The following is a 20,556-nucleotide window of genomic DNA, read 5'->3' as shown; positions in this document are numbered from 1 at the left end:
ACAGAAATAAAAAAATTCTTAACAACTCTTAACAACTATTCTTCTTCGTTTCTTTCTCTGATTTCTTGAATAATTTTATTAACCAAGGCCGCAAAAAAGGCATCTTTTGCAAGATCGGTATTTATTTTGTTGCAAGCGTGTAAAACAGTTGTGTGGTCTCTTCCGCCAAAGGATTCGCCAATTTCGGTAGTTGAAAACTGATCTGTAAGGGTTCTTGCCAGGTACATTGCCAACTGCCTTGGCAGTGCAACAGATGCGGTTCTTCTTTTTGAAACCAAATCAACAATATCTAAATTATAATGCTTGCCTACAACTTTTTTAATTTTTTCAATTGTTATTGGAGCTGTTTCTTTTGAAGGGCTTACAACATCTTTAATTATTTTTTGTACGGAATCAACAGTTAATGGTGTGCCGGTAAAAGCTGAAAATGCTGTTATTCTAAGCAGAGTTCCTTCCAGCTCGCGAATGTTGGACTTAATTTTTGTTGCGATTAGTAGAATTACATCGTTAGGGATAGAAATTTTTTCTTCCGCGGCTTTTGCGCGCATTATGGCAATGCGTGTTTCAAGGTCGGGCGCCTGCACATCGGCAACAACACCCCACTCAAAGCGTGATATTAGGCGTTCTTGAAGCTGGGGCATTTCTTTTGGCGGTTTGTCGGCCGTTATTACAATTTGTTTGTGTACAGTGTGCAGGTCGTTAAATGTGTTAAAAAATTCTTCTTGCGAGCTTTGCTTACCAACAAGGAATTGTATGTCGTCTATAAGCAGGCAATCCACATTGCGGTATTTATTGCGAAAAGTTGTTGAGCGTTCGTGACGAATTGAGTCAATAAATTCGTTTATAAATGTTTCGCTTGTAACATAAAGTATTTTAAGCGAGGGGTTATTTTTTTTAACATGATTGCCTATTGCGTGCAAAAGATGCGTTTTGCCAAGGCCCACGCCGCCGTAAATAAATAAAGGGTTGTAAAGTTTGCCAGGGTCTTTTGCTACGGCTTCACATGCCGCATGCGCGAAACGGTTGCCACCGCCTACAATAAAGCGGTCAAAAGTGTACTTGGGGTTAAATGGGTTGTGCGCCAAAACTTCTGGCGAAATAGTTGTCTCTTGCGGCTCTTGCAGGTCTTCTACTTTTTTTAATATTGGGGCAAGGTCTTGAGTTTCTTTAAATTCAATATTTATTTTTTGTGCGAGTTTGTCGCAAAGAAGTTCTTCAATTTTTTGTAAATAATTTGCTTTTAGCCATTCAGAAAAATATTTATTTGGTACGGAAAGCAGAAGAACCCCGTTTTCAAACGAAAGCGCCTTAACAGGTTTTATCCACAAGTTGAAAGCTTCTGGTTCCATTTGGGAGCCAATAAAGTCTGCTGCTAACTTCCAAATTTCTTGATAATTCATAAAATGCACTCAAAAATAAGTAGATTTAATAAAGCGAAGTAATTCACAAAATTATTAACAACTGTGAATAACTTTTGTGAATTGCTCTTAATAACTTTTTAATACCATTCTTTTACCAAGTTTTATCTTTTATGTGTTTTTTTGACATGCAAAGTATATCTTTTTTAGTAAGATTTGTCAAATAAAATTAACAAGTATTTTTGCTGTTTTTTCGGTCTTATTCTGGTTTAATTTTTTAGCAAGGAAAAGAGTTTTTGGTAAGAGCTTAAAGAAAGTTTTTCGGGCCTGTCGGTTGGGCTAATTTCGGCAGATATTAGTTTGGGTAAGAGCACTTCTTTTTCAATTTTTAGGGAATTTGAAAGTGAGTTTAGAATAGTTTTTCTTTTTTGAGAGAATGCCGCTTTTACAAAAGCAAAGAAGTCGTTTTCTATTTTTGGTGCGTTTTTGTTGCTAAGGCGCACGACAAGCGAATCAACTTTTGGAGGCGGGCTAAAACTGCAGGGTTTAACCACAAAAAGCTTTTCAATGTTTGCATAGTAAGAACAAAACACCGAAAAATAACCATAGTCGCTGGTTCCATTTTGGGCGGTTATTCGCTCCCCCACTTCTTTTTGCACCATAAAAACCGCGTTTTGCCAGTTTGAAAGCGGCAAAATTTTTGCAATTATCGGCGTGGCAACACAGTAAGGCAGGTTTGATATAAATTTAATATTTCTGCCTTTTGGCAGTATAAAGTCAAGAAAGTTTTGTTCTATTACCTGCACTTTTGAATTTTGAGAAAATTTGGCCTTTAACGATGCAATTAAGGTGTGGTCTATTTCTACAGCTATAAGTGTTCCGGCATATTTTGCAATTTTTTCTGTTAAGATCCCTTTTCCGGGTCCGATTTCAATAACAAAGTCGGTGTTTGTAATATCTAACGAATCTACAATTTTTTGTGCGATTTGTGGATCTTTTAAAAAATTTTGTCCGAATTTTTGACGCATTTATTTGCCTATGCAGAACTTTGAGAAGATGTTATCAAGAATGTCTTGTGTGGAGCTGTTGCCGGTCAGCTCATCAAGGCAGCTAAGTGCGCAGCGCAGGTGCAGTGCAACTATTTCTTCTGGCATTTTTTCAAGTGCCGTGCAGGCAAGGCGCAATTCTTTCGCGCATTTTAGCAAACCGTTTTTTTGTCGTTCGTTTACAAGCAGGCCTTCTTGATTATAAGCATTGCTTACGCCGGCAAGCTTAAGTATCTTTTTTTCAAGTTCGCTTATGCCTTTGCCTGTTTTAGCTGAGATGTTAAGCAATGGCAGTTCGCCAATAAGTTTTTTTACTCCCGCGGCTTTTTGCGACAGGTCAGATTTATTTAATAGCACAAGTGTTTTTTCTTGTGTTTTTAGTTTGCAAAGAATATTTTTTATTTTTTTATCATCTTGGTTTGTGGTGCGGCTTGAGTCAATAAGCCAAAGCACAATATGGGCTGTTTTTGCTTCTCCAAGGGCGCGAGCCTGGCCTATTTTTTCTACTTTTGAGGTAGTTCTTGCTCGTATGCCAGCGGTGTCTGTGAATGTTACCGGAAAGCCGCCAACTTCAACTGTTTCGGCGATTGTGTCGCGCGTTGTGCCGGCAATGTTTGTAACAATTGCCCGTTCCCTTTTAAGCAGAATATTAAGCAAAGACGATTTGCCAACATTTGGCCTGCCAATCAATGCAATTTTTATGCCTTGCGATAATGCAATACCGCTTTTTGCGCTATCAGCAATGTTTAGTGTGGAATTGATTAATTCGCCAAGGGTTTTTTGTGTTTTGATTTTATCTAAAAACTCTATGCCTTCTTCGGGGTGGTCTAGCGCTGCCTCGGCATGAGAGGCAATATCTAATATGATTTGGCGTAGTTGATTTATTTTTTCGCTTAACGCTCCGCCGAGGCGTGTTAGCGCGGCCTGTGCTGCTAGAGCAGTTTGACTTTTGATAAGTTCGCAAACCGCTTCCGCTTTGGTAAGGTCCATTTTCCCGTTTAAGTAAGCTCTAAAAGAAAACTCGCCGCCAAGTGCCGCTCGTGCGCCAAGCGTGGTACAAACAGAGAGCATTTTTTCCAATATTAATGGGTTGCCGTGAAGAGAAAACTCTACAACATCTTCGCCCGTGTGCGAGCGCGGCGCAAGCATAATTGAAAGCACGGCCTCGTCTATCAGTTGCCTACGGTAAATAATTTTTCCAAAGTATAGGCAGTGGCTGGTAAGCTCTTTTATGGTTTTGCCTGAAGGTAAAAAAAATATTTTTTTTGCTATGTGGATGGCTTTTGGGCCGGAAAGTTTAACTACACCAATGGCAGACCTGCCGGCTGGGGTTACAACGGCGGCTATGGTATCTTTTATGAGGTAGTTCAATTGCGCTTAACCTTGTGGCAGGGTTTAACCTGGAATTTGCAATAGGACTTGTGGTTAACTTTTTTTTATTCTTATGCCAACTTTTCTTTTGGCGCCGTATCCATCTGAAAATGTTTCAAGTTTTGGGTCGTCTTTAAGAAAATTGTGGACAATTTTTCTATCTGAAGAGTTCATTGGGTGCAAGTAAATGCTGTTGCTGGAAGCGGTTACTTTTTGGGCGGCATCTTTAACCATATCTAAAAGGTTTTGTTCACACCTTCTAAGGTAATTATCTACATCAAGGCGAACTTTTACGCGTGTAAGAGGGTCGCGATTTAAAATGAGCGTGCAAAGGTATTCAACTGACTTGAGCGTTTGCCCGCTTTTTCCTATTAACAATGCGCTTTGGCTGCTTTTAACCTCGGCAGCTATTAGCCCGTCTACAACCGAGGTATGCACAGCACTGAAACTTACATTCATTTTAGAAAGCAATGTTTCTAAAATTTCTTTTACTCGTTTTTGTGATAGATTAAAATCAAGCGGCGGCAATATTTCTTTTACGGTAACGCCATTTTTTACGGCAAGTTGAACTCTTGCCGGTTTTGCGCCCATCAGGCCAAAGAGTCCGCTGGAACCCTCACTTAATATTTTTATATCTACCTGTTCACGTTTAAGAGAGAATTTTTCTAAACCGCTTGCAATGGCGGCTTCCACTGTTTTGCCTTCAACTTCAATTTCTCGGTGGTTCATCGTACAACTACTCCTATATCGCGTCTCGCCTATCGGCGGACTTAGTATTTAAACCATAGAACTTGCAATAGATTGCTGGATTCGACGGACGATGACGGTCTTTTCCTTCCTCAAAAAGCTCGCCCGATGTTATAACATCGCTCTTACTTTTTGAGTTGTAAAACCCACGACCTCGCTCGTCTCGTTCCTAACACCTATTGCAAGGTCTATGGTTGCTTCGTTCATACTTGGTTTGGCTAATATGATTTCGCCAAACCGCTCTACAAGGGAAAACCTAAGGTTTTCCCGTTTCGTCGTCGCTCACTTTGTTCGCTGAACCCTTTCCTAAATTGTAAGAGAACATTTTTCTTTGCTTGCGTCAATTTTCATTAGTACAAGTTGCTCAATTACAGTTAATAAATTATTTGTAAACCAGTAAAGCACAAGACCAGAAGGGAAATTTAAAAACATTATGGTAAAAACTACGGGCATAAGGTAAACCATCATCGCCTGTGATGGGTCGGCCGATGGTGACATAATCTTTTGCTGAATTAATGTGCCAATACCCATAAGTATTGGCAAAACAAAGTAAGGGTCTTTTAACGAAAGGTCGTGTATCCAAAACATCCAGCCGGCACCGTGTAACTCATAGGCATTTCTAAGTGTTGTAAATAGAGCCCAGAAAATTGGAATTTGCAAAAGCATTGGCAAACAGCCGCCAAGCGGGTTCACTTTTTGGGTTTTATAAATGTTCATCATTTCAACATTAAGCCGTTTTGGGTCGTTTTTGTATTTTGTCTGGAGTTCTTTTATAAGTGGTTGAATTTTGCGCATTGCGGTAGAAGCCCTTAAACTTTTAAGCGTTAGCGGGAAAACAAGAATTTGCAAAAATAATGTTAAAAGCACAATTGCCCAGCCGTAGTTGTGTGTAATGCTGTAAAGAAAAATAAGGGCGACCAGTGCCCACTTGCCTAAGAAACCAAAAATACCTAAATCAATAGATTCTTCTAAACCAACACCCAGCGACTTTAAATGTTTGTAGCCCTTTGGCCCAATGTAAAAATCTAACGATGTTTCAAAGGTTGGCTCTGCAGTTGCGTTAAGCGTAAGTTCCGGCGGCGTTTTTTTGCCGGCGTTGTAAGACGCAATGGAAGTAAAGGCCGATGGTGAAGAAGGTATAACGGCAAATAAGAAATAGCGGTTATCTATTGCAAGCCACTTGTAATCACCCGCGGTATATGACTGAGTTTTTAATTTGTGCAGTTCTTTTGGTTTGTTCGCGGTTAATGCTATTGGGCGCATAAGGCCGGCATTTTCTTTTTCTTCGCTTGCAATAGTGCCAAGGCCCGGGCCAAAAGGCATACTTATAGGCGTTTGCACACCCAAAGGTGACTTTACCGAAATGGTTAGTTTGTGTAAATAATCTTGTGTGAGATTATAGGTTTTTGTTATTTGCGTTCCGTTTGTTAAGGCGGTGGCATAAACTATTTTGTTTTCAGATTGTTCAAGAATAAAAAAGTTTGAGTCAGGAAATGTGGAGAGTGCCGGTACTTTTGAAGGCAGCATTTCAACCATGGAGCCATTTTTTTCTTTTAATTGCCAGCTTATTATAGAACCGCCCTTACTTGAAAAAACCGCTTTATAAGCAGGAGTTTCTATAATAGTTTCTTTTCTACTGTCATCGGTGTTTTGTGCTATAGCGGTTAATTGTTGTGGTTGCTGCGCTATACTTTGCGCACTTTGTTGGGTTTGGCTTGTTGCAATAGCATTGTTTTGCACAATTTGCTTAGGACGATTTTTTGCCGTATAGAGTGACCAGCCAATAAGTATAATGAAAATTAGTGTTATACCCAACAGTTTATCTTTATCCATTTTAGTTTAGCTCTCCATTTTTAATATTTATTTTTTGTAACTTGATATTTTATTTATATGTTTAGTAAAAAACGGGAAATTTTAAATACTACACCTTGGTGTGTTTTTATTTACCACTTTTGCCTCTGGCACAGGGTCTATCCCGCCTTTTGAAAAAGGATGACAGCGGCATAAGCGCCAGGCAGAAATCAAAATACCCTTAAACACACCATGCGTGTTAAGGGCTTCTATAGCATAGTTTGAGCAAGTTGGTTGAAAGCGGCAGCTTGGAAAAGCCGAATGAAAAAAAAGCTGATATATGCGAATAAGGCCTGAAAGTAATTTCTTCATAAAACTGTTTTGTCCAAAATTTCTGCTTTGCGCCAAAGTGCACGGAGAGCAATGTTAATAGAGCAGAAATCCAACTTTACGGCTTGCGGCTTTGCTGCAATTGCAATGTCAACGCCCGGTTTTAATAAGTGTTTGGTAGTTCTAAAAACTTCCCGAGAGCGCCTTTTAACATAATTTCTTTGTACTGCATTTCCAACTTTGCGGCTTGTAATAAGGCCAAGCCGTACGGTTGCTTTACCATCATTTCTATCGTAAACATAAACCAAAAAAGCCGGATGAAAAAACTTCCGACCCTTTCTTAGAACATTCTCAAAGTCCCTTATGGAGTGGAGCCGCTCTGTCCAGCGAAATTTATAGGAGATTTCGACCATACTTAGGCAGAAAGGGTAACGCGCTTTTTTGCTCTGCGCCTGCTAATTACCGCCCGGCCGCCCGGGGTAGCCATTCTTGCGCGAAAGCCAAGTTTCTTTTTACGGCGAGTTTTGTTTGGTTGAAAAGTTCTTTTCATAGTGTAATCCCTTAAGTTTAATAAAGATTTATAACACTCTTTGGAGTTAAGCAAGAAAGCTGGTATTTTTGCTTAAGTTCGCAAAGTTGTTAAAAAGCCCTGTTTATTTTAACCCGAATTTTGCAATAGGATTTGGAATTCGTCAAAAGATATGGGACATTTTTATCCGCAAAATCCTTGCTAATGGAATAACCATTCGCTACAAATTTTGCGTCAAAACTGCCTCCATCTCTTTCGTCTCGGTTCTCAAACCTATTACAAAGTCCGAGTTCAGCGGATTATACCTTATTTGAGTTGCTCTTTCAACTTTTTGCGTTGTTGCCTGTATAATTGTAGAAATCATCTTGTGTTTACAAAAAGTTAATATGATATTGACAAAATATGAAAATCATATTATAATACTGGCGAAATAAAAGGAGATAATATTATGTTAAGAAAATTAGGCCAAAACTACCAAATAGCACTTCCAAGGGAAATAGCGCATCTGCTCAAACTGCGTATAAATGATTATTTGGATATAGAGTTAAAAGGCAATAAGATTATTATTGAGCCACAGGTGATGGTACCAAAACATCAGGCATATTTTTACACCCCCGAGTGGCAGAAAGACGAAGCTGAAGCAACTAACGACATAAAGCAAGGCAAGACCACAAAAACAAAAAACTTAAAACAGCTCTTCAAGGAGCTTGATAAGTAATGCATATAGAAGCCACAAGAACTTTCACTAAGCTTTATAAAAAACTTCCTGTTGAAATAAAAGAGCGAACAAAGAAAGTGCTTGAGCTTTTCGCTAAAGATTCTGAGCATCCATCTTTAGGCCACAAAAAAATGGCCGGGCAAGACGCAATATATGAGTTAAGAGTATCAGATAGTTACAGAATTACTTACCAAAAATCCGGCGATATTGTTTATCTGCGCAAAATAGGTACTCACGATTTGCTTCGCAATCCGTAATATAGAAAACCTATTTAATACATTCCCCAACTTGCGCAACAAACCGAAAAACCTACCGATAGTAAAAGATAAACCAGCGAAAGAAAAGTAACTCATTTATTCAACAGTTTTTTTGCTTTTGAAATCATTTCTTTTGCTGCCGAAACCACACTTTCTGCCCCATCTTTAGAAAACTGCGCGTGATAGTCGGCATCCTCGCGCAACACCATTGCATCATGAAATTCTACAACAAGTTGTTCTGGTAATAAGTCAGTGTCAACAAAAAGTGCACGCAAGGCCACAAGCAGATAGTAATGGCTTTTTTCACGGTACCCTTTTGAGTATATAAGTGCGCGGGCGGAGTGAAACATAGAATAATAAGCGGCAACAGTTGTATATTTAAACTTTTGATTGCTCAATCTGTCTTGTGCTTCTGTAAGATCATCTTTAGCTGCGCGTAATTCATCATCAACAAGCATAATTGCTTGAGCAAATGGCACTATGCGTTTCTTTTCAAGCCCTTTTTGAAAATCCGGGTTTACTCTTTTTCCCATAAAGCTTTCCCCTCAAGCAATTCCTTATAAAATACTGGATTTTTTATTTTAATGCCGGCATATTCACTTTGTGTTACAACAACCGTTTGCAACTCTTCGCGCATCTTACTTTTCATAATTATGCTGCTTACCTTTTGTTTTTCATTTGTGATGATTAATAAGTCGTAATCACTTTCGGCGGTGTTTGTGCCTTTTGCTGCACTGCCAAAAAGAACAACTTTTCTGCAAAGCGGCTTGAGAGTTTCAAGCAAATCCGAGAGTGTCACCATATTCAAAAACACTTTCATTTCGCGCACAAGCGGCGAGTGAAGCGAGATATGGTAATAACTCATTCTTCCGTGCTTTTCACTGCCCAAAAGCCCTGCTTTGGCAAGATCGCGCAAAGCAAAATTTGTGCCCGCGCGACTCACATCAGCTAAATGTGATATTTGTCGGTCGTAAAATTTTTGGTCTGGATGTGCCAAAAGAAATTTAAGAATTTTTTGGTGATTAGTAAAATAAATAAGAGTTTCAAGCGATTTCATAAGGTATTCCGTACGGTCTAATTTATTAGATGCGTGTCTATTATAATAGATTTGTGTCTATTTGTCAATTGTTTGTATTGAGAAGTTTATGAGTTCAAAGTGACAGTGCAAAATACTCTGAGGTTGTAAATACAGCAAAATAGGCACCCACGACTTGCTTCGCAATCCGTAATATTTAAGACCTTTCTAACAAAACCTACAAAATTTGTAATTTTTAAGCCCGTGACAAAATGTCACGACCTCATTTAGAACACCCCCGCTCGCGCGGGGAAGACTTTTTCCGTCTGGTGAGTATAAAAGCTTTACCGGAAACACCCCCGCTCGCGCGGGGAAGACATCTGCAGCCTCTTTTAATTTGAAGACCAATAAGAAACACCCCCGCTCGCGCGGGGAAGACTCAGTCCAACGGGATGCCTTTTTTATCGCTTGAGAAACACCCCCGCTCGCGCGGGGAAGACATACCGCTGTGCCTTATAATATAAAATTTGTAGGAAACACCCCCGCTCGCGCGGGGAAGACAGTGATAAAGCAATATCATTTAATTTATTTTCTAAAACACCCCCGCTTGCGCGGGGAAGACAGAGCTTCACCTAAAACTTTAACACGTTCGTAAGAAACACCCCCGCTCGCGCGGGGAAGACGTACGAACTCGCTAAAAACGACCCGACTTGGTAGAAACACCCCCGCTCGCGCGGGGAAGACAGAGCTTCACCTAAAACTTTAACACGTTCGTAAGAAACACCCCCGCTCGCGCGGGGAAGACATTTCCATAAATAACCATTTAACGGTGCTTTCAGAAACACCCCCGCTCGCGCGGGGAAGACTTATATATTAACTGCCATATTTGCACTATCACAGAAACACCCCCGCTCGCGCGGGGAAGACCCGTTTCTATTGCATAAGCATAATCAAGCCAACGAAACACCCCCGCTCGCGCGGGGAAGACTGCTCCCTAGCTTAAAATACGCCCCGTTTGAAAGAAACACCCCCGCTCGCGCGGGGAAGACAAAAGCAGTTAAATAAAAATCATTAAAAGTATAGAAACACCCCCGCTCGCGCGGGGAAGACTGAATTTATTACTTGGATTTCGGCTGATAGTTAGAAACACCCCCGCTCGCGCGGGGAAGACCTACCGCCGAAGATGAAACCTACAAAAAATCAGGAAACACCCCCGCTCGCGCGGGGAAGACTCTGGGGAATTTTGGCGAGTTGGATTATTTTTAGAAACACCCCCGCTCGCGCGGGGAAGACTCTAAATGCTTGCCTAACAGCTCAAAAGCTTTAGAAACACCCCCGCTCGCGCGGGGAAGACTTCATCGTCCAGCGATCCCAAAAAGACGGTATAGAAACACCCCCGCTCGCGCGGGGAAGACGCACCATCAAAAAGAAGATAAAACAATTCTTTGGAAACACCCCCGCTCGCGCGGGGAAGACCGACCTCACCAACTCCCAATTTTCTTATGCCTAAGAAACACCCCCGCTCGCGCGGGGAAGACTAATGTCCAGAGCAGGGAAGCAAAGCGAGACCGGAAACACCCCCGCTCGCGCGGGGAAGACTAAAAGGTGGTTTTGGAATAAAAGATTGGATTAGAAACACCCCCGCTCGCGCGGGGAAGACATTAGCCCTTAAAAGCATAAATACATTAAAGGAGAAACACCCCCGCTCGCGCGGGGAAGACCTACGGTCGCCTTGGTGAATATTAGATATTTAAGAAACACCCCCGCTCGCGCGGGGAAGACCGCCCCAAACGAATTTGCCCTTTTTAGCCATTAGAAACACCCCCGCTCGCGCGGGGAAGACAATACCCCTGTTGAGTAATTAACTACAATCGCAGAAACACCCCCGCTCGCGCGGGGAAGACCTATATCGTTGCGAACAGGTGGAACAACAAGTGGAAACACCCCCGCTCGCGCGGGGAAGACCCAACCCCTTTGTTCTTGTGTGTCAAGAAAATAGAAACACCCCCGCTCGCGCGGGGAAGACGCAGATTTATATGATTTTGACGGCGCAAAGATGGAAACACCCCCGCTCGCGCGGGGAAGACGGAAACAACAAACTCAATTTATACCAAAGAAGAGAAACACCCCCGCTCGCGCGGGGAAGACTTTTCTACAATTGAAAATTTTGCGCCATCGCAAGAAACACCCCCGCTCGCGCGGGGAAGACGGTTAGTGTTGCGTTTTTTAATAGTTCTGGTAGGAAACACCCCCGCTCGCGCGGGGAAGACTATGCTCGGAGATGACAAATGCAATATACCCAAGAAACACCCCCGCTCGCGCGGGGAAGACTCATTTTTCCTACCCCAAAAGTACCCATCTTTAGAAACACCCCCGCTCGCGCGGGGAAGACTATCCGCTTACAAAAAATACCCCTAAATGTTTAGAAACACCCCCGCTCGCGCGGGGAAGACCCCACCCATCATTTAGCGCAAGATACGCATCCGGAAACACCCCCGCTCGCGCGGGGAAGACCAGAACCGCAAGCACCAAAATCAGTCATAATTAGAAACACCCCCGCTCGCGCGGGGAAGACATCATTTACTCTTAATAAAAATAATACTTTAATAAAACACCCCCGCTCGCGCGGGGAAGACATGCCTACAAAGTTCACAAGAGACCTTACTCAAGAAACACCCCCGCTCGCGCGGGGAAGACCTTTCGCAGAGCCATCAGCCCCTTTTGTAATAAGAAACACCCCCGCTCGCGCGGGGAAGACCCGTTATCGTGCGACATATAACCGTCGGAATTGGAAACACCCCCGCTCGCGCGGGGAAGACCACCCCTGCTTAAAGATTGAAACACGGGAATCAGAAACACCCCCGCTCGCGCGGGGAAGACTCATTTTTTATCCCCTTTGAAGCCGAAACCCTAGAAACACCCCCGCTCGCGCGGGGAAGACTGTCTGTATTCACTCCTCTTTTGCGTGTGCAAGGAAACACCCCCGCTCGCGCGGGGAAGACTCTTTGGGCGACAAAATATTTTTATTGATGCTTAGAAACACCCCCGCTCGCGCGGGGAAGACTAAAGTATAGAATTGAGCATTATTCCATATTCAGAAACACCCCCGCTCGCGCGGGGAAGACTTACATTGACGGAAATTTTTAGAACGCAAGGAAGAAACACCCCCGCTCGCGCGGGGAAGACTGTACCCAAAGGGGTCGCACGAGGGCATATATAGAAACACCCCCGCTCGCGCGGGGAAGACTCTAACGCACAGGTGATTTTTGACTGTTTTATGGAAACACCCCCGCTCGCGCGGGGAAGACTATTGATGGCGAGGAAATTTTAGTTGATATTGAGAAACACCCCCGCTCGCGCGGGGAAGACCTGATAGGAATGAGAAATATATCGCCTATATCGGAAACACCCCCGCTCGCGCGGGGAAGACTTAAAAGTTTCAACAAAATAAAAGGGGAGTACAGAAACACCCCCGCTCGCGCGGGGAAGACTTGTCTGAAAATAAAAAAGAACAGGAAGCACAAGAAACACCCCCGCTCGCGCGGGGAAGACTTTTTCCAGTTTTGGTAGTATTTGTTTCAATCGGAAACACCCCCGCTCGCGCGGGGAAGACAAGATATTACCACAAAAGAAAATGAAAGCAATGGAAACACCCCCGCTCGCGCGGGGAAGACGTTACAGTTAAATTATAGCAAATGTTTTTTAAGGAAACACCCCCGCTCGCGCGGGGAAGACTGTTACGTTTTCGCATAATCGTAGCACAATATAGAAACACCCCCGCTCGCGCGGGGAAGACTTATATATTAACTACTATATTTGCACTAACACAGAAACACCCCCGCTCGCGCGGGGAAGACTGTACTCAACGGGGTCGCACGAGGGCATATATAGAAACACCCCCGCTCGCGCGGGGAAGACCCTATATATATGCACTTTTAGGTGTTACCTATGGAAACACCCCCGCTCGCGCGGGGAAGACTTCGTCATCCATTGCCATTGGCACAAATGCTCGGAAACACCCCCGCTCGCGCGGGGAAGACCGTTGGTGTACGCACCAATACCAATGCCATAATGAAACACCCCCGCTCGCGCGGGGAAGACTTAGGAATAATTTGTTCAATTTCTTTTTTCATAGAAACACCCCCGCTCGCGCGGGGAAGACATCAAAGGATTGTGTTAAACTAAATCAAAAACACAAAATATGGTGTACTTTACAAAACTCCATCTTTTTCCTGAACCAACTGAAGTCCATCAATTTCAATCAGATTTCTTTTGGTATCTCCTAATCCCAATATTTTATAACCAGGAGTGTGTTTAGCTTTTCGAAACACCATCAGCCCGGACCCAGCAGGGCAATAATTGTACAGATATGTTACTACATCGTCTGCAACTGAATCCTGAACCCCAGAAACAAACACATTGGGGCGAGGCTCAACAAACCATAGTTTCATTCTTCCTCTCACTGCTGGAGGAATATCATTTGCAATCACCACTAACATAGTTATCCCCTACCAAAACAGATTGGATGTCTTGCCCGACTTTTACCAATAAATCCATTTCAATAACTCTTTTTCGAAATTCGGAAGCAACCTTTGCTTTATTATACTGACCTGCCATATCGTATGTTAGAGAAAAAGCGAGATCAATACATAGCTTTTCTTTGTACAAATCGGCAAGGTCATATACAAATGGCAACGGACTACCTGAATGAATAAAACCGATATGTGGAGAGTATCCCATAGCGTATACCGCTGAGGTTAAAATGCCATACAGTGCGGCATTCGCAGATGTTAAAACCCGATTAGTTATATCACCCATTTCAAATTTGCCCGGCTGGAAACAACGGCCTTTCCATCCTACCTTATACTGCCCAGCTTTCTGCTCATAGAGTTCCCTCACGCGATAGCCTTCCATTCCCATCATAGTTTTAAGGTTTTTCCCGGCCAAGTCAGCCATTGGAAATCGTCGGGCAAACATTCGTCTGGCAACTTCTACAGACTTCTTATCATCTGAAGCCAAGAGCATTTGTGCTCGCATATTTCGTGTGTCGGCTGTAGGGCTTTTCCCAACCGCGTAGAACAACAATGAATCCTCTCCAACCCAACATACAGAACAATTTGCAGATGTTATTACTTTTACTGCCTCATGCGTTATGGCTGTGCCAGGTCCAAGCAACAATGTGTTAATTGTTGCAATTGGCAACCTGACAACATTGCCCTCACTGTCTATCCATTTTACACTGCTATCATCCACCTCAAGGCGTCCTCGTTCCAAATATAGAAACGGATACTTGTCTTTCACTTGAGGAAGATTTTCCCTGGTGACCTTGATTAGTAATCGATCCGACGGGGTTAGCGACGAAGCACTCATTTGGTTATCACCGTTACACGCCTATCGCGATAGCGTTTCACTTCCCCGAATTGAACAGGGATATCATTCAATGTAATAGAATCGCCATTCTCATCTTCGCCATCAACGACTCGAAAATCTTCTATCAAAAGACCTTTTTCATGTGCAAGCATCTCTGCATTATGCAATGCTACTTCCTGAGTTTCAAAAATGCCATGAAAGATAAAATCTGTGGGCACACAGTTCTTGCGACCAAGATACAAATCATAGATAGGGTGCTGTAGAGCTTCTGCAAATTCATCGGAGCGCAACGCTGGCACTTCCATCACAACAGCAAACTTGGCATCCTGTAAATAGTAGCGGTAAGTTATCTTCGTACCACCGCCTACAGCTTTTTTACCTTCACTGGTTTTTGGGATTAATAGCGATTCCCACGGATTATCATCATTGTATCCACTACCCACCATGTGAAAATCCCGTAATAAGGGCTCCCTGTCAACTTTGTTCAGCAAAGAGTCTTTGCCTTTGCACTGACGGGCATAAGACACCACTGTCTGCCTGAGAGTTGCCAACTCTTCAAGTAATTCGGTTTGTGGCCCTGACGCACCCAGCGCGCAGAGAAGAAGCCCAGCTACACCCGATTTTGTTGGAAAAGGAAGTGAATCCCTTCTTCCGAATTTTGAATCCGCACCCCACGACTGCATTGGTGCTTCCAGCCAAAGTAATATGTATCTGGTATCCATGGGTAACACCTCTAAGCGATCGCCGTATTAATACTTTCTATCAGTTTGTCAACATTAAAATTTTCATCAACTCCAAAATCAAAACTTTTGACCTTTCCAAATAGAGAACCGGCAAGTTTTTCATTTTTATCCAAATAGTAGCACAATGCTGTCTTGCTGTTTTCTATGAACCCGCCATTAACAGCCTTTGCAACAGGTGTTTCAAAAGGAACCTGCAACCTTTGACCTTTCCGAACCAGAATACGCGCAAACTCCCACGGAGAAGCACCTGATTGCGTTGTTTGCCGTGCATTTGGAACGGCAACATACAATGCCTTGATAAATGTAGCAATTACATCTTTGATATTGTTTCCGATGAGGGTCTTGCTCAACTGTCCCACATTTAAGCTGACATACCGATAATAAGTAGCAGCATTGAACTCTAAACTACCCATATGGGCTGAACCCTGTTCTGTTTGATTGTCGTCAAGCGCAGTAAAGAACTCCACCTCATTTGTGACTTTATGTGTAGAAATAGCGTGAGAGAATGAAGCAGCTGCTTCAACATTCATCTCTGCGGCCTGGGCAACCATCCTGCCAAACAAGGCAATATCCAAAGCATCAGCATGTTGATTATATTTCCCAATTATCTTTGCTAATTCCTTGGCTTGCTTATCTGGCTTCGTCTCAGTGATTACAGCATCTGGTTTAAAACCATTTTCCTTAAAAAGTTTCGCAAGAATTTCTACTTCTTTTGGGCTGAAGAATAAAAGCGTATCAGTTTTGTCTTTGCCTTCATCCTCTTCTGGAATCTCTTCAGCAACATCAGTATCTTTTTGCTTCTTTGCCTTTTTCAGCGTTGAATCTTTAGCTTTTTTGATAAATATCTGCTCAACTTTGTCACCACAATCGCGCGCCTGTTTATCAGATGCCCCATTACTTTTACATCCTACAAAAATTAGGTCAGAAATCAACTTCGTTCTGGTGCCTATTGTCGCACCAAACTCATGCATCGCAAGACGCACTTGACGCTTCCAGCACTGGCTGCTTACGCGGGCACGGGTAACACCACCAACAATCGCCGTCTTTGGCGCACCTACATCATCACGGTTCAGGCAGGTAACAGGGAATGACTGTAGAATGTGAAACTCAACGATGAGATTATTATACTGATTTTGTGACATTGGAAATGCCTCCTATGATTTTTTTGTTTTATAATACTATTTTGTTAATGGAACTATTTGTAGTAAACCAAAACCAAAACCCTTTGCTCTGCCAAGACCCGACTCAAAACTATTTTTAAACAATTTCCTATCAATAACCTTAAGTCTGCCTATAAAAGTCGCTGTGCTATGAGTATGAGAAAATTGTTTTTTATCTTTTGTTTTATCAAACCTAACAACCCCTACCCTGCAGACCTGTAAACTATTAGATTCTACATCAAAACCCCATGTTCCAGCTTTTTGAAGAAACCATACACGCAAGTTTTCTTCACCTTTGATGGGCATTGTAGTTTTAGATGGGCCATTACGCTGGGTGGGATTTACGGTTACCTCAAATCCATAGTGTTCCCATGCTAAAAACGACTTCGGGATTTCTTTTGAGGTTAGCTCGCCAAATTCTGACACCACAGGGGCGCGGGCTGAAAGTATCAGTATTTGGCGGCTGTTAAAATCACCACCTTTATCTGCAAAAAGAAAGTCTCGTGTCTGTTCATTTAGTTTAGGAAATAACGAGTAAACAATTCTATGAATGCTGTAAGCATCTTCCAGTTTAAGTGCTTTACAGTCGGTACGATTTAGCTTAAGCACCGAGGCTATCATCTCCCCTCCTCCCATAAAAGTCAACTGCCCACTTTTGCTTATTCTTTTCACCATCACCAAAATATACAAGATCGTTTAGCAGTTGACCATAATTTAATCGAACACCCTTTGAAGCGATTAAGCTTAATAACGGTCGCAGAATAATACACAATTCCTCAGCTGAATCACATGAAAGAAGCCGACGCAATTTTGATTTTGCTGAATCTGACTTATTGCCGTCGTCATAACACAACGCAATCGCCTTGCCAATCCCCAACATCCCATCTGTAGCAGGTTTAGCACGAGCAACGGCAGCTGCTATTATAGCAAACGGTCGTCTTTCCCAATCCTTATCAAGATCGCACCAATGAGCTAAGTATTCCCATGCCTGTGATTCTGTTGCCGGGTTATCAGCTCTACTCAAAGCAGCACTGAATGCATTGTCGTTTTTAATTCTACCCAAAGCAAATTTTACAAACGATTGTCCTCTGCTTACCTTTGCGGCTTCAACCATATCCATTACCCCTCCTTGTTAAACAAATATGTAGACAAATCGGGCTTATGAGCTGCCCATGCATCTAATTGCCTCGCAGTATCATTCGGACAGTAAGTGTTATAAGCTTTATCTACAAAGACAGCAAAGACCTTACGAAGCGCTTTTAGTTTTTCACCGTAAACTCCATCACAGGCATTTACGAGTGATTGAAATTTCCGCTCACAAAGCTGCCAGAACAAATTAGAAGCATACACCGCCTGTTCCTTTCCTGTTGCATTTTGTGCTTTGTAGTAGCCCATTGTTGCGCTATATGAGATCTTTGAGAATTTATCTAATATATCCATTTCTTGTGTAAGCATAGAAAACCATGTGCCTTTCGTAAACATTTCTGTATTTAACTGCACTTCCGATTCAACATAATCATCAGAACCGGAAACATACTGTTCTCCTGCATTACTGCTTACTCTTAACCCCCCAGACCATACGCCAAATTTCATTTTCAACTGTTTGACATGCTTAACACCAAGGCGCAATTGCAGGCAATCATAATTTCCCTTCTTTTCACTATCCATGAATGACAACAAAGACACTAATTGCCTCCACGGTTTTTTTGCAGGATCGGACCAAAGTACTTTTGGCTTTATCTTAGAATTATCAACTGCCACACTAGCATCCACAACACCATCGGAATATCCAGGATGGGCAATACCTTCTGAATAATGCATACCAGTTTTCACTACAAGCACAAACCGGGACATAGGGATTAAACGCCCCATATACGAGTTTTTTAAGGATTTAGCAGTAGAACAATCTTCTCCTTGTGGCATCTTACGCCAAGGGGCAATGCCAAGACCTTCTGGTAAAACTCTTAATTCTTTAATATCTTCTTTATTTAAAAGATTAAGCCATATCGTTTCCATTAAAGATGCTCCCTGCATAAAGCTGTGCAATAAACCTAAAAAACCAACTGCCGTTCCGGGTTTCCCTGTAGATGGTTTCCCTTTATCATTATTCTTTCTTTTATAGGAAGGAGACAACACAACGCTGTTGTCGGTCTTCTTACCACCTAATCCAAACCCCATCATTTGAATAAGCAGCACAGCTTTTTCTGCTTCACTTAACTCATTCTCAACTTGACTCTGGATTAATACAGTTGTATTTCCAGATGCAATTGAAGACTGAACTGCTCCGAAACTTTGTACCTCAGCTTTTACAATAGCAGGCATCTGCAAAAATGGTTTTTCGCCATACAAAAAAAACAAATCTTTGTTGTCTTTCAAATACGCTAAGGCTTTCTTTGACATACCATATGCGCCCACACTTTCCCAGTCATTATCATCTTGTGGTGTATAGGCAGTCTGCGCAATAGCTAGAAGTAGTTTCGTTAGAGCTATCTTTTGAACCGAATTACCACCAAGTGCAGATAAATTTGGTTTAGAAAATATTTCGGCAAGACTGACTAAACCCACGCCTGCAACAGGAATCCATGGTTCATCCACCAGATTGAATTTATTCTCCATCATAATCACTCCTTCCTTTCTTTTTTGCCCGATACCCTAAACATTTATCATAATACAACTCATATTTTTCTGAAATCACAGTCGCCCCTATCCCCTTGAGCTCACCACTTTCCATAACAATGGCCGCCCGAAATGGACTCTCTAACTCATCACCCAAATAAACATAATCCGATAACCATGATATTTGCTTTCTTCCTGTTACTGGTGCAATGTACTCAGGAACCACTACAGTGTTCATCAATAGTTGAGACGCTACTTTGCGACGAGAATGCGCATCGGCACGCTTTGTCAATATCAATTCAGAACCATTAAGTAATTGCAATCTTATCACTCCCACATCAGAACGATACGCTCTTATTAAGAGAACATTAACCGTTGGTATTTGAGAGTACCGTGTAGATGCCTTGCTTTCAGGCAATGTTTTACCACCTTGTGAAACCCCTATGAGCGCAAACCGAGACAATTTGTCACGCTGTTCTTCCATCTTTGTTTCATATATTTTCATATTACCTGTCTCATTTCGTTTAATATAGGTTGCTTCAATCAATGACCTAATATCATTAGGAAGACATACAGATAAAACATTTTGCCAGACCTCAAGAGTACGACACAAAATATATGGGTCATATACTTTAGAAGATTTGCCAAAAGCTGTTTCCCGCTGAACTGCATCAACAAAAACTGGTGCCAGAATCCATGCTTCACGCTGAGCCTCCACTGGGCGAATGGCATCATTCTCACGATGCCTCCATAATCGACCAACTCTCTGAAACAGCATATCGGTAGGACAAAGACGCGTTAACAAAAAGTCAGCATCAATATCCAATGACTGCTCTAATACTTGTGTGCCTATAAGAATTCTTCCTTGCTTATTGCGCAAAGCATGTCCTGCCTTACCATATATGTTTACCCAAGTGTCTTCATTCTTTTGACGGTCGACTTTCAAAAACCGTGAATGCATGAGCCCATATCCAATTCCATTCTCTTTTGCTATTGCAGCCAAGCGGCAGTACCGCTCCTGTGCTTCAAATACCGTGTTTTCAATCCAAAGAACTTGTTCCCCTCTCTGTGCGCGATTGATTACTTCATTTACAGCTTCGTCATCATTTGGTGAAATACGAATCATAACCTGAGATTTTGGCAGTTGTTCTGTTTCTATCTCATCAAGAATCCCATTATTGGGATATGCCGAGATAAGGGGATATGGATGAACTTCATTTTCGGTTTGAAGCTTAATTGAAGAAATACCCATAATTGAATATCTTTGCTCGTTAGTCAGCGTTGCACTTAATATAATCACGGTACAATGCAACGCACGAAGTGCCGTTACCAATTCCTTCAGAATGGTACCTGTATAACTGTCATAGCTGTGGACTTCGTCTAAAATAACCACCTTGCCAGCCAGACCAAATGTACGCACGAAACCATGTTTTACATTCATCACTGCCATTAATGCCTGATCGATTGTTCCTACCGCAAATGGTGCCAACAGACCGCGTTTTGAA

Annotated in this window: 20 protein-coding genes and 1 CRISPR repeat array; of the genes, 2 read left to right on the top strand and 18 right to left on the bottom strand. The window is 42.3% G+C overall.

What is annotated here, in order from left to right:
* Positions 1–35: 35 nt before the first annotated feature.
* The 8 genes from dnaA to rpmH all read right to left on the bottom strand — a co-directional run bounded on the left by dnaA (position 36) and on the right by rpmH (position 7,193).
* Complete coding sequence (dnaA, locus tag M0Q46_02825; GenBank protein ID MCK9582544.1) at positions 36–1,349, bottom strand: chromosomal replication initiator protein DnaA; 1,314 nt, start codon at positions 1,347–1,349, stop codon at positions 36–38.
* Positions 1,350–1,627: 278 nt separating this feature from the next.
* Positions 1,628–2,386: a 16S rRNA (adenine(1518)-N(6)/adenine(1519)-N(6))-dimethyltransferase RsmA gene (rsmA, locus tag M0Q46_02820; GenBank protein MCK9582543.1), complete on the bottom strand. Its 759-nt coding sequence runs from the start codon at positions 2,384–2,386 to the stop codon at positions 1,628–1,630.
* Entirely contained in the window at positions 2,387–3,775 is a 1,389-nt protein-coding gene (gene mnmE / locus M0Q46_02815; GenBank protein ID MCK9582542.1) for a tRNA uridine-5-carboxymethylaminomethyl(34) synthesis GTPase MnmE, read from the bottom strand.
* 54 nt (positions 3,776–3,829) lie between these two features.
* Entirely contained in the window at positions 3,830–4,504 is a 675-nt protein-coding gene (locus M0Q46_02810) for a protein jag (GenBank protein ID MCK9582541.1), read from the bottom strand.
* Between the two features lie 324 nt (positions 4,505–4,828).
* Entirely contained in the window at positions 4,829–6,355 is a 1,527-nt protein-coding gene (yidC, locus tag M0Q46_02805) for a membrane protein insertase YidC (GenBank protein MCK9582540.1), read from the bottom strand.
* Positions 6,356–6,436: 81 nt separating this feature from the next.
* A complete protein-coding gene (yidD, locus tag M0Q46_02800) occupies positions 6,437–6,685 on the bottom strand; it encodes a membrane protein insertion efficiency factor YidD (protein ID MCK9582539.1) in 249 nt (82 codons plus the stop codon).
* On the bottom strand, positions 6,682–7,056 hold the full coding sequence (gene rnpA, locus M0Q46_02795) for a ribonuclease P protein component (GenBank protein MCK9582538.1): 375 nt from the start codon (positions 7,054–7,056) through the stop codon (positions 6,682–6,684). The genes yidD and rnpA overlap by 4 nt, the downstream gene beginning before the upstream one ends.
* Before the next feature lie 2 nt (positions 7,057–7,058).
* Entirely contained in the window at positions 7,059–7,193 is a 135-nt protein-coding gene (gene rpmH, locus M0Q46_02790; GenBank protein ID MCK9582537.1) for a 50S ribosomal protein L34, read from the bottom strand.
* 427 nt (positions 7,194–7,620) lie between these two features.
* On the opposite strand from rpmH, the gene M0Q46_02785 reads away from it, so the two are divergent.
* Together M0Q46_02785 and M0Q46_02780 are read left to right on the top strand one after the other, a co-directional pair.
* Entirely contained in the window at positions 7,621–7,890 is a 270-nt protein-coding gene (locus tag M0Q46_02785; GenBank protein MCK9582536.1) for an AbrB/MazE/SpoVT family DNA-binding domain-containing protein, read from the top strand.
* Complete coding sequence (locus tag M0Q46_02780; protein MCK9582535.1) at positions 7,890–8,147, top strand: hypothetical protein; 258 nt, start codon at positions 7,890–7,892, stop codon at positions 8,145–8,147. The genes M0Q46_02785 and M0Q46_02780 overlap by 1 nt, the downstream gene beginning before the upstream one ends.
* 92 nt (positions 8,148–8,239) lie before the next feature.
* On the opposite strand, the gene M0Q46_02775 is transcribed toward M0Q46_02780, so the two are convergent.
* From M0Q46_02775 to cas3, 10 genes are all read right to left on the bottom strand, one after another.
* Entirely contained in the window at positions 8,240–8,680 is a 441-nt protein-coding gene (locus M0Q46_02775) for a HEPN domain-containing protein (protein ID MCK9582534.1), read from the bottom strand.
* The gene (locus tag M0Q46_02770) at positions 8,665–9,204 is read right to left on the bottom strand and encodes a nucleotidyltransferase domain-containing protein (GenBank protein MCK9582533.1); all 540 of its coding nucleotides are present in this window, start codon (positions 9,202–9,204) and stop codon (positions 8,665–8,667) included. Before M0Q46_02770 ends, M0Q46_02775 begins: the two co-directional genes overlap by 16 nt.
* 247 nt (positions 9,205–9,451) lie before the next feature.
* A CRISPR array of direct repeats spans positions 9,452–13,324; the repeat unit is 28 nt; unit sequence GAAACACCCCCGCTCGCGCGGGGAAGAC.
* Positions 13,325–13,373: 49 nt separating this feature from the next.
* Complete coding sequence (gene cas2e / locus M0Q46_02765) at positions 13,374–13,661, bottom strand: type I-E CRISPR-associated endoribonuclease Cas2e (protein MCK9582532.1); 288 nt, start codon at positions 13,659–13,661, stop codon at positions 13,374–13,376.
* Positions 13,639–14,463: a type I-E CRISPR-associated endonuclease Cas1e gene (cas1e, locus tag M0Q46_02760; protein MCK9582531.1), complete on the bottom strand. Its 825-nt coding sequence runs from the start codon at positions 14,461–14,463 to the stop codon at positions 13,639–13,641. Before cas1e ends, cas2e begins: the two co-directional genes overlap by 23 nt.
* A 65-nt stretch (positions 14,464–14,528) precedes the next feature.
* Entirely contained in the window at positions 14,529–15,254 is a 726-nt protein-coding gene (gene cas5e / locus M0Q46_02755) for a type I-E CRISPR-associated protein Cas5/CasD (protein MCK9582530.1), read from the bottom strand.
* A gap of 11 nt (positions 15,255–15,265) precedes the next feature.
* Entirely contained in the window at positions 15,266–16,417 is a 1,152-nt protein-coding gene (gene cas7e, locus M0Q46_02750) for a type I-E CRISPR-associated protein Cas7/Cse4/CasC (protein MCK9582529.1), read from the bottom strand.
* A 36-nt stretch (positions 16,418–16,453) separates the two neighbouring features.
* Positions 16,454–17,056 carry a type I-E CRISPR-associated protein Cas6/Cse3/CasE gene (gene cas6e / locus M0Q46_02745; GenBank protein MCK9582528.1) on the bottom strand — a complete coding sequence of 201 codons (603 nt, stop codon included), beginning with the start codon at positions 17,054–17,056 and terminating at the stop codon, positions 16,454–16,456.
* Positions 17,037–17,555: a type I-E CRISPR-associated protein Cse2/CasB gene (gene casB, locus M0Q46_02740; GenBank protein ID MCK9582527.1), complete on the bottom strand. Its 519-nt coding sequence runs from the start codon at positions 17,553–17,555 to the stop codon at positions 17,037–17,039. Before casB ends, cas6e begins: the two co-directional genes overlap by 20 nt.
* The gene (gene casA, locus M0Q46_02735; protein ID MCK9582526.1) at positions 17,555–19,054 is read right to left on the bottom strand and encodes a type I-E CRISPR-associated protein Cse1/CasA; all 1,500 of its coding nucleotides are present in this window, start codon (positions 19,052–19,054) and stop codon (positions 17,555–17,557) included. Before casA ends, casB begins: the two co-directional genes overlap by 1 nt.
* A partial coding sequence (gene cas3 / locus M0Q46_02730; GenBank protein ID MCK9582525.1) for a CRISPR-associated helicase Cas3' occupies positions 19,041–20,556 on the bottom strand: 1,516 nt, incomplete at its 5' end. The genes casA and cas3, both read right to left, overlap by 14 nt.

The sequence above is a fragment of the Endomicrobiales bacterium genome, from assembly GCA_023228045.1.
Lineage (GTDB): Bacteria > Elusimicrobiota > Endomicrobiia > Endomicrobiales > JALOBY01 > JALOBY01.
Note: the sequence above shows the minus strand (reverse complement) of the source record. Positions and strands in the feature narration are given on the sequence as shown.

Coding starts and splice junctions, on each gene's coding strand:
- dnaA (MCK9582544.1), bottom strand. CDS start 1,349: ATGGAACCAGAAGCTTTCAACTTGTGGATAAAACCTGTTAAGGCGCTT.
- cas5e (MCK9582530.1), bottom strand. CDS start 15,254: ATGGATACCAGATACATATTACTTTGGCTGGAAGCACCAATGCAGTCG.
- M0Q46_02775 (MCK9582534.1), bottom strand. CDS start 8,680: ATGGGAAAAAGAGTAAACCCGGATTTTCAAAAAGGGCTTGAAAAGAAA.
- casB (MCK9582527.1), bottom strand. CDS start 17,555: ATGGATATGGTTGAAGCCGCAAAGGTAAGCAGAGGACAATCGTTTGTA.
- yidC (MCK9582540.1), bottom strand. CDS start 6,355: ATGGATAAAGATAAACTGTTGGGTATAACACTAATTTTCATTATACTT.
- yidD (MCK9582539.1), bottom strand. CDS start 6,685: ATGAAGAAATTACTTTCAGGCCTTATTCGCATATATCAGCTTTTTTTT.
- rsmA (MCK9582543.1), bottom strand. CDS start 2,386: ATGCGTCAAAAATTCGGACAAAATTTTTTAAAAGATCCACAAATCGCA.
- cas7e (MCK9582529.1), bottom strand. CDS start 16,417: ATGTCACAAAATCAGTATAATAATCTCATCGTTGAGTTTCACATTCTA.
- M0Q46_02780 (MCK9582535.1), top strand. CDS start 7,890: ATGCATATAGAAGCCACAAGAACTTTCACTAAGCTTTATAAAAAACTT.
- cas6e (MCK9582528.1), bottom strand. CDS start 17,056: ATGATAGCCTCGGTGCTTAAGCTAAATCGTACCGACTGTAAAGCACTT.
- M0Q46_02810 (MCK9582541.1), bottom strand. CDS start 4,504: ATGAACCACCGAGAAATTGAAGTTGAAGGCAAAACAGTGGAAGCCGCC.
- M0Q46_02770 (MCK9582533.1), bottom strand. CDS start 9,204: ATGAAATCGCTTGAAACTCTTATTTATTTTACTAATCACCAAAAAATT.
- rpmH (MCK9582537.1), bottom strand. CDS start 7,193: ATGAAAAGAACTTTTCAACCAAACAAAACTCGCCGTAAAAAGAAACTT.
- cas2e (MCK9582532.1), bottom strand. CDS start 13,661: ATGTTAGTGGTGATTGCAAATGATATTCCTCCAGCAGTGAGAGGAAGA.
- M0Q46_02785 (MCK9582536.1), top strand. CDS start 7,621: ATGTTAAGAAAATTAGGCCAAAACTACCAAATAGCACTTCCAAGGGAA.
- rnpA (MCK9582538.1), bottom strand. CDS start 7,056: ATGGTCGAAATCTCCTATAAATTTCGCTGGACAGAGCGGCTCCACTCC.
- casA (MCK9582526.1), bottom strand. CDS start 19,054: ATGATGGAGAATAAATTCAATCTGGTGGATGAACCATGGATTCCTGTT.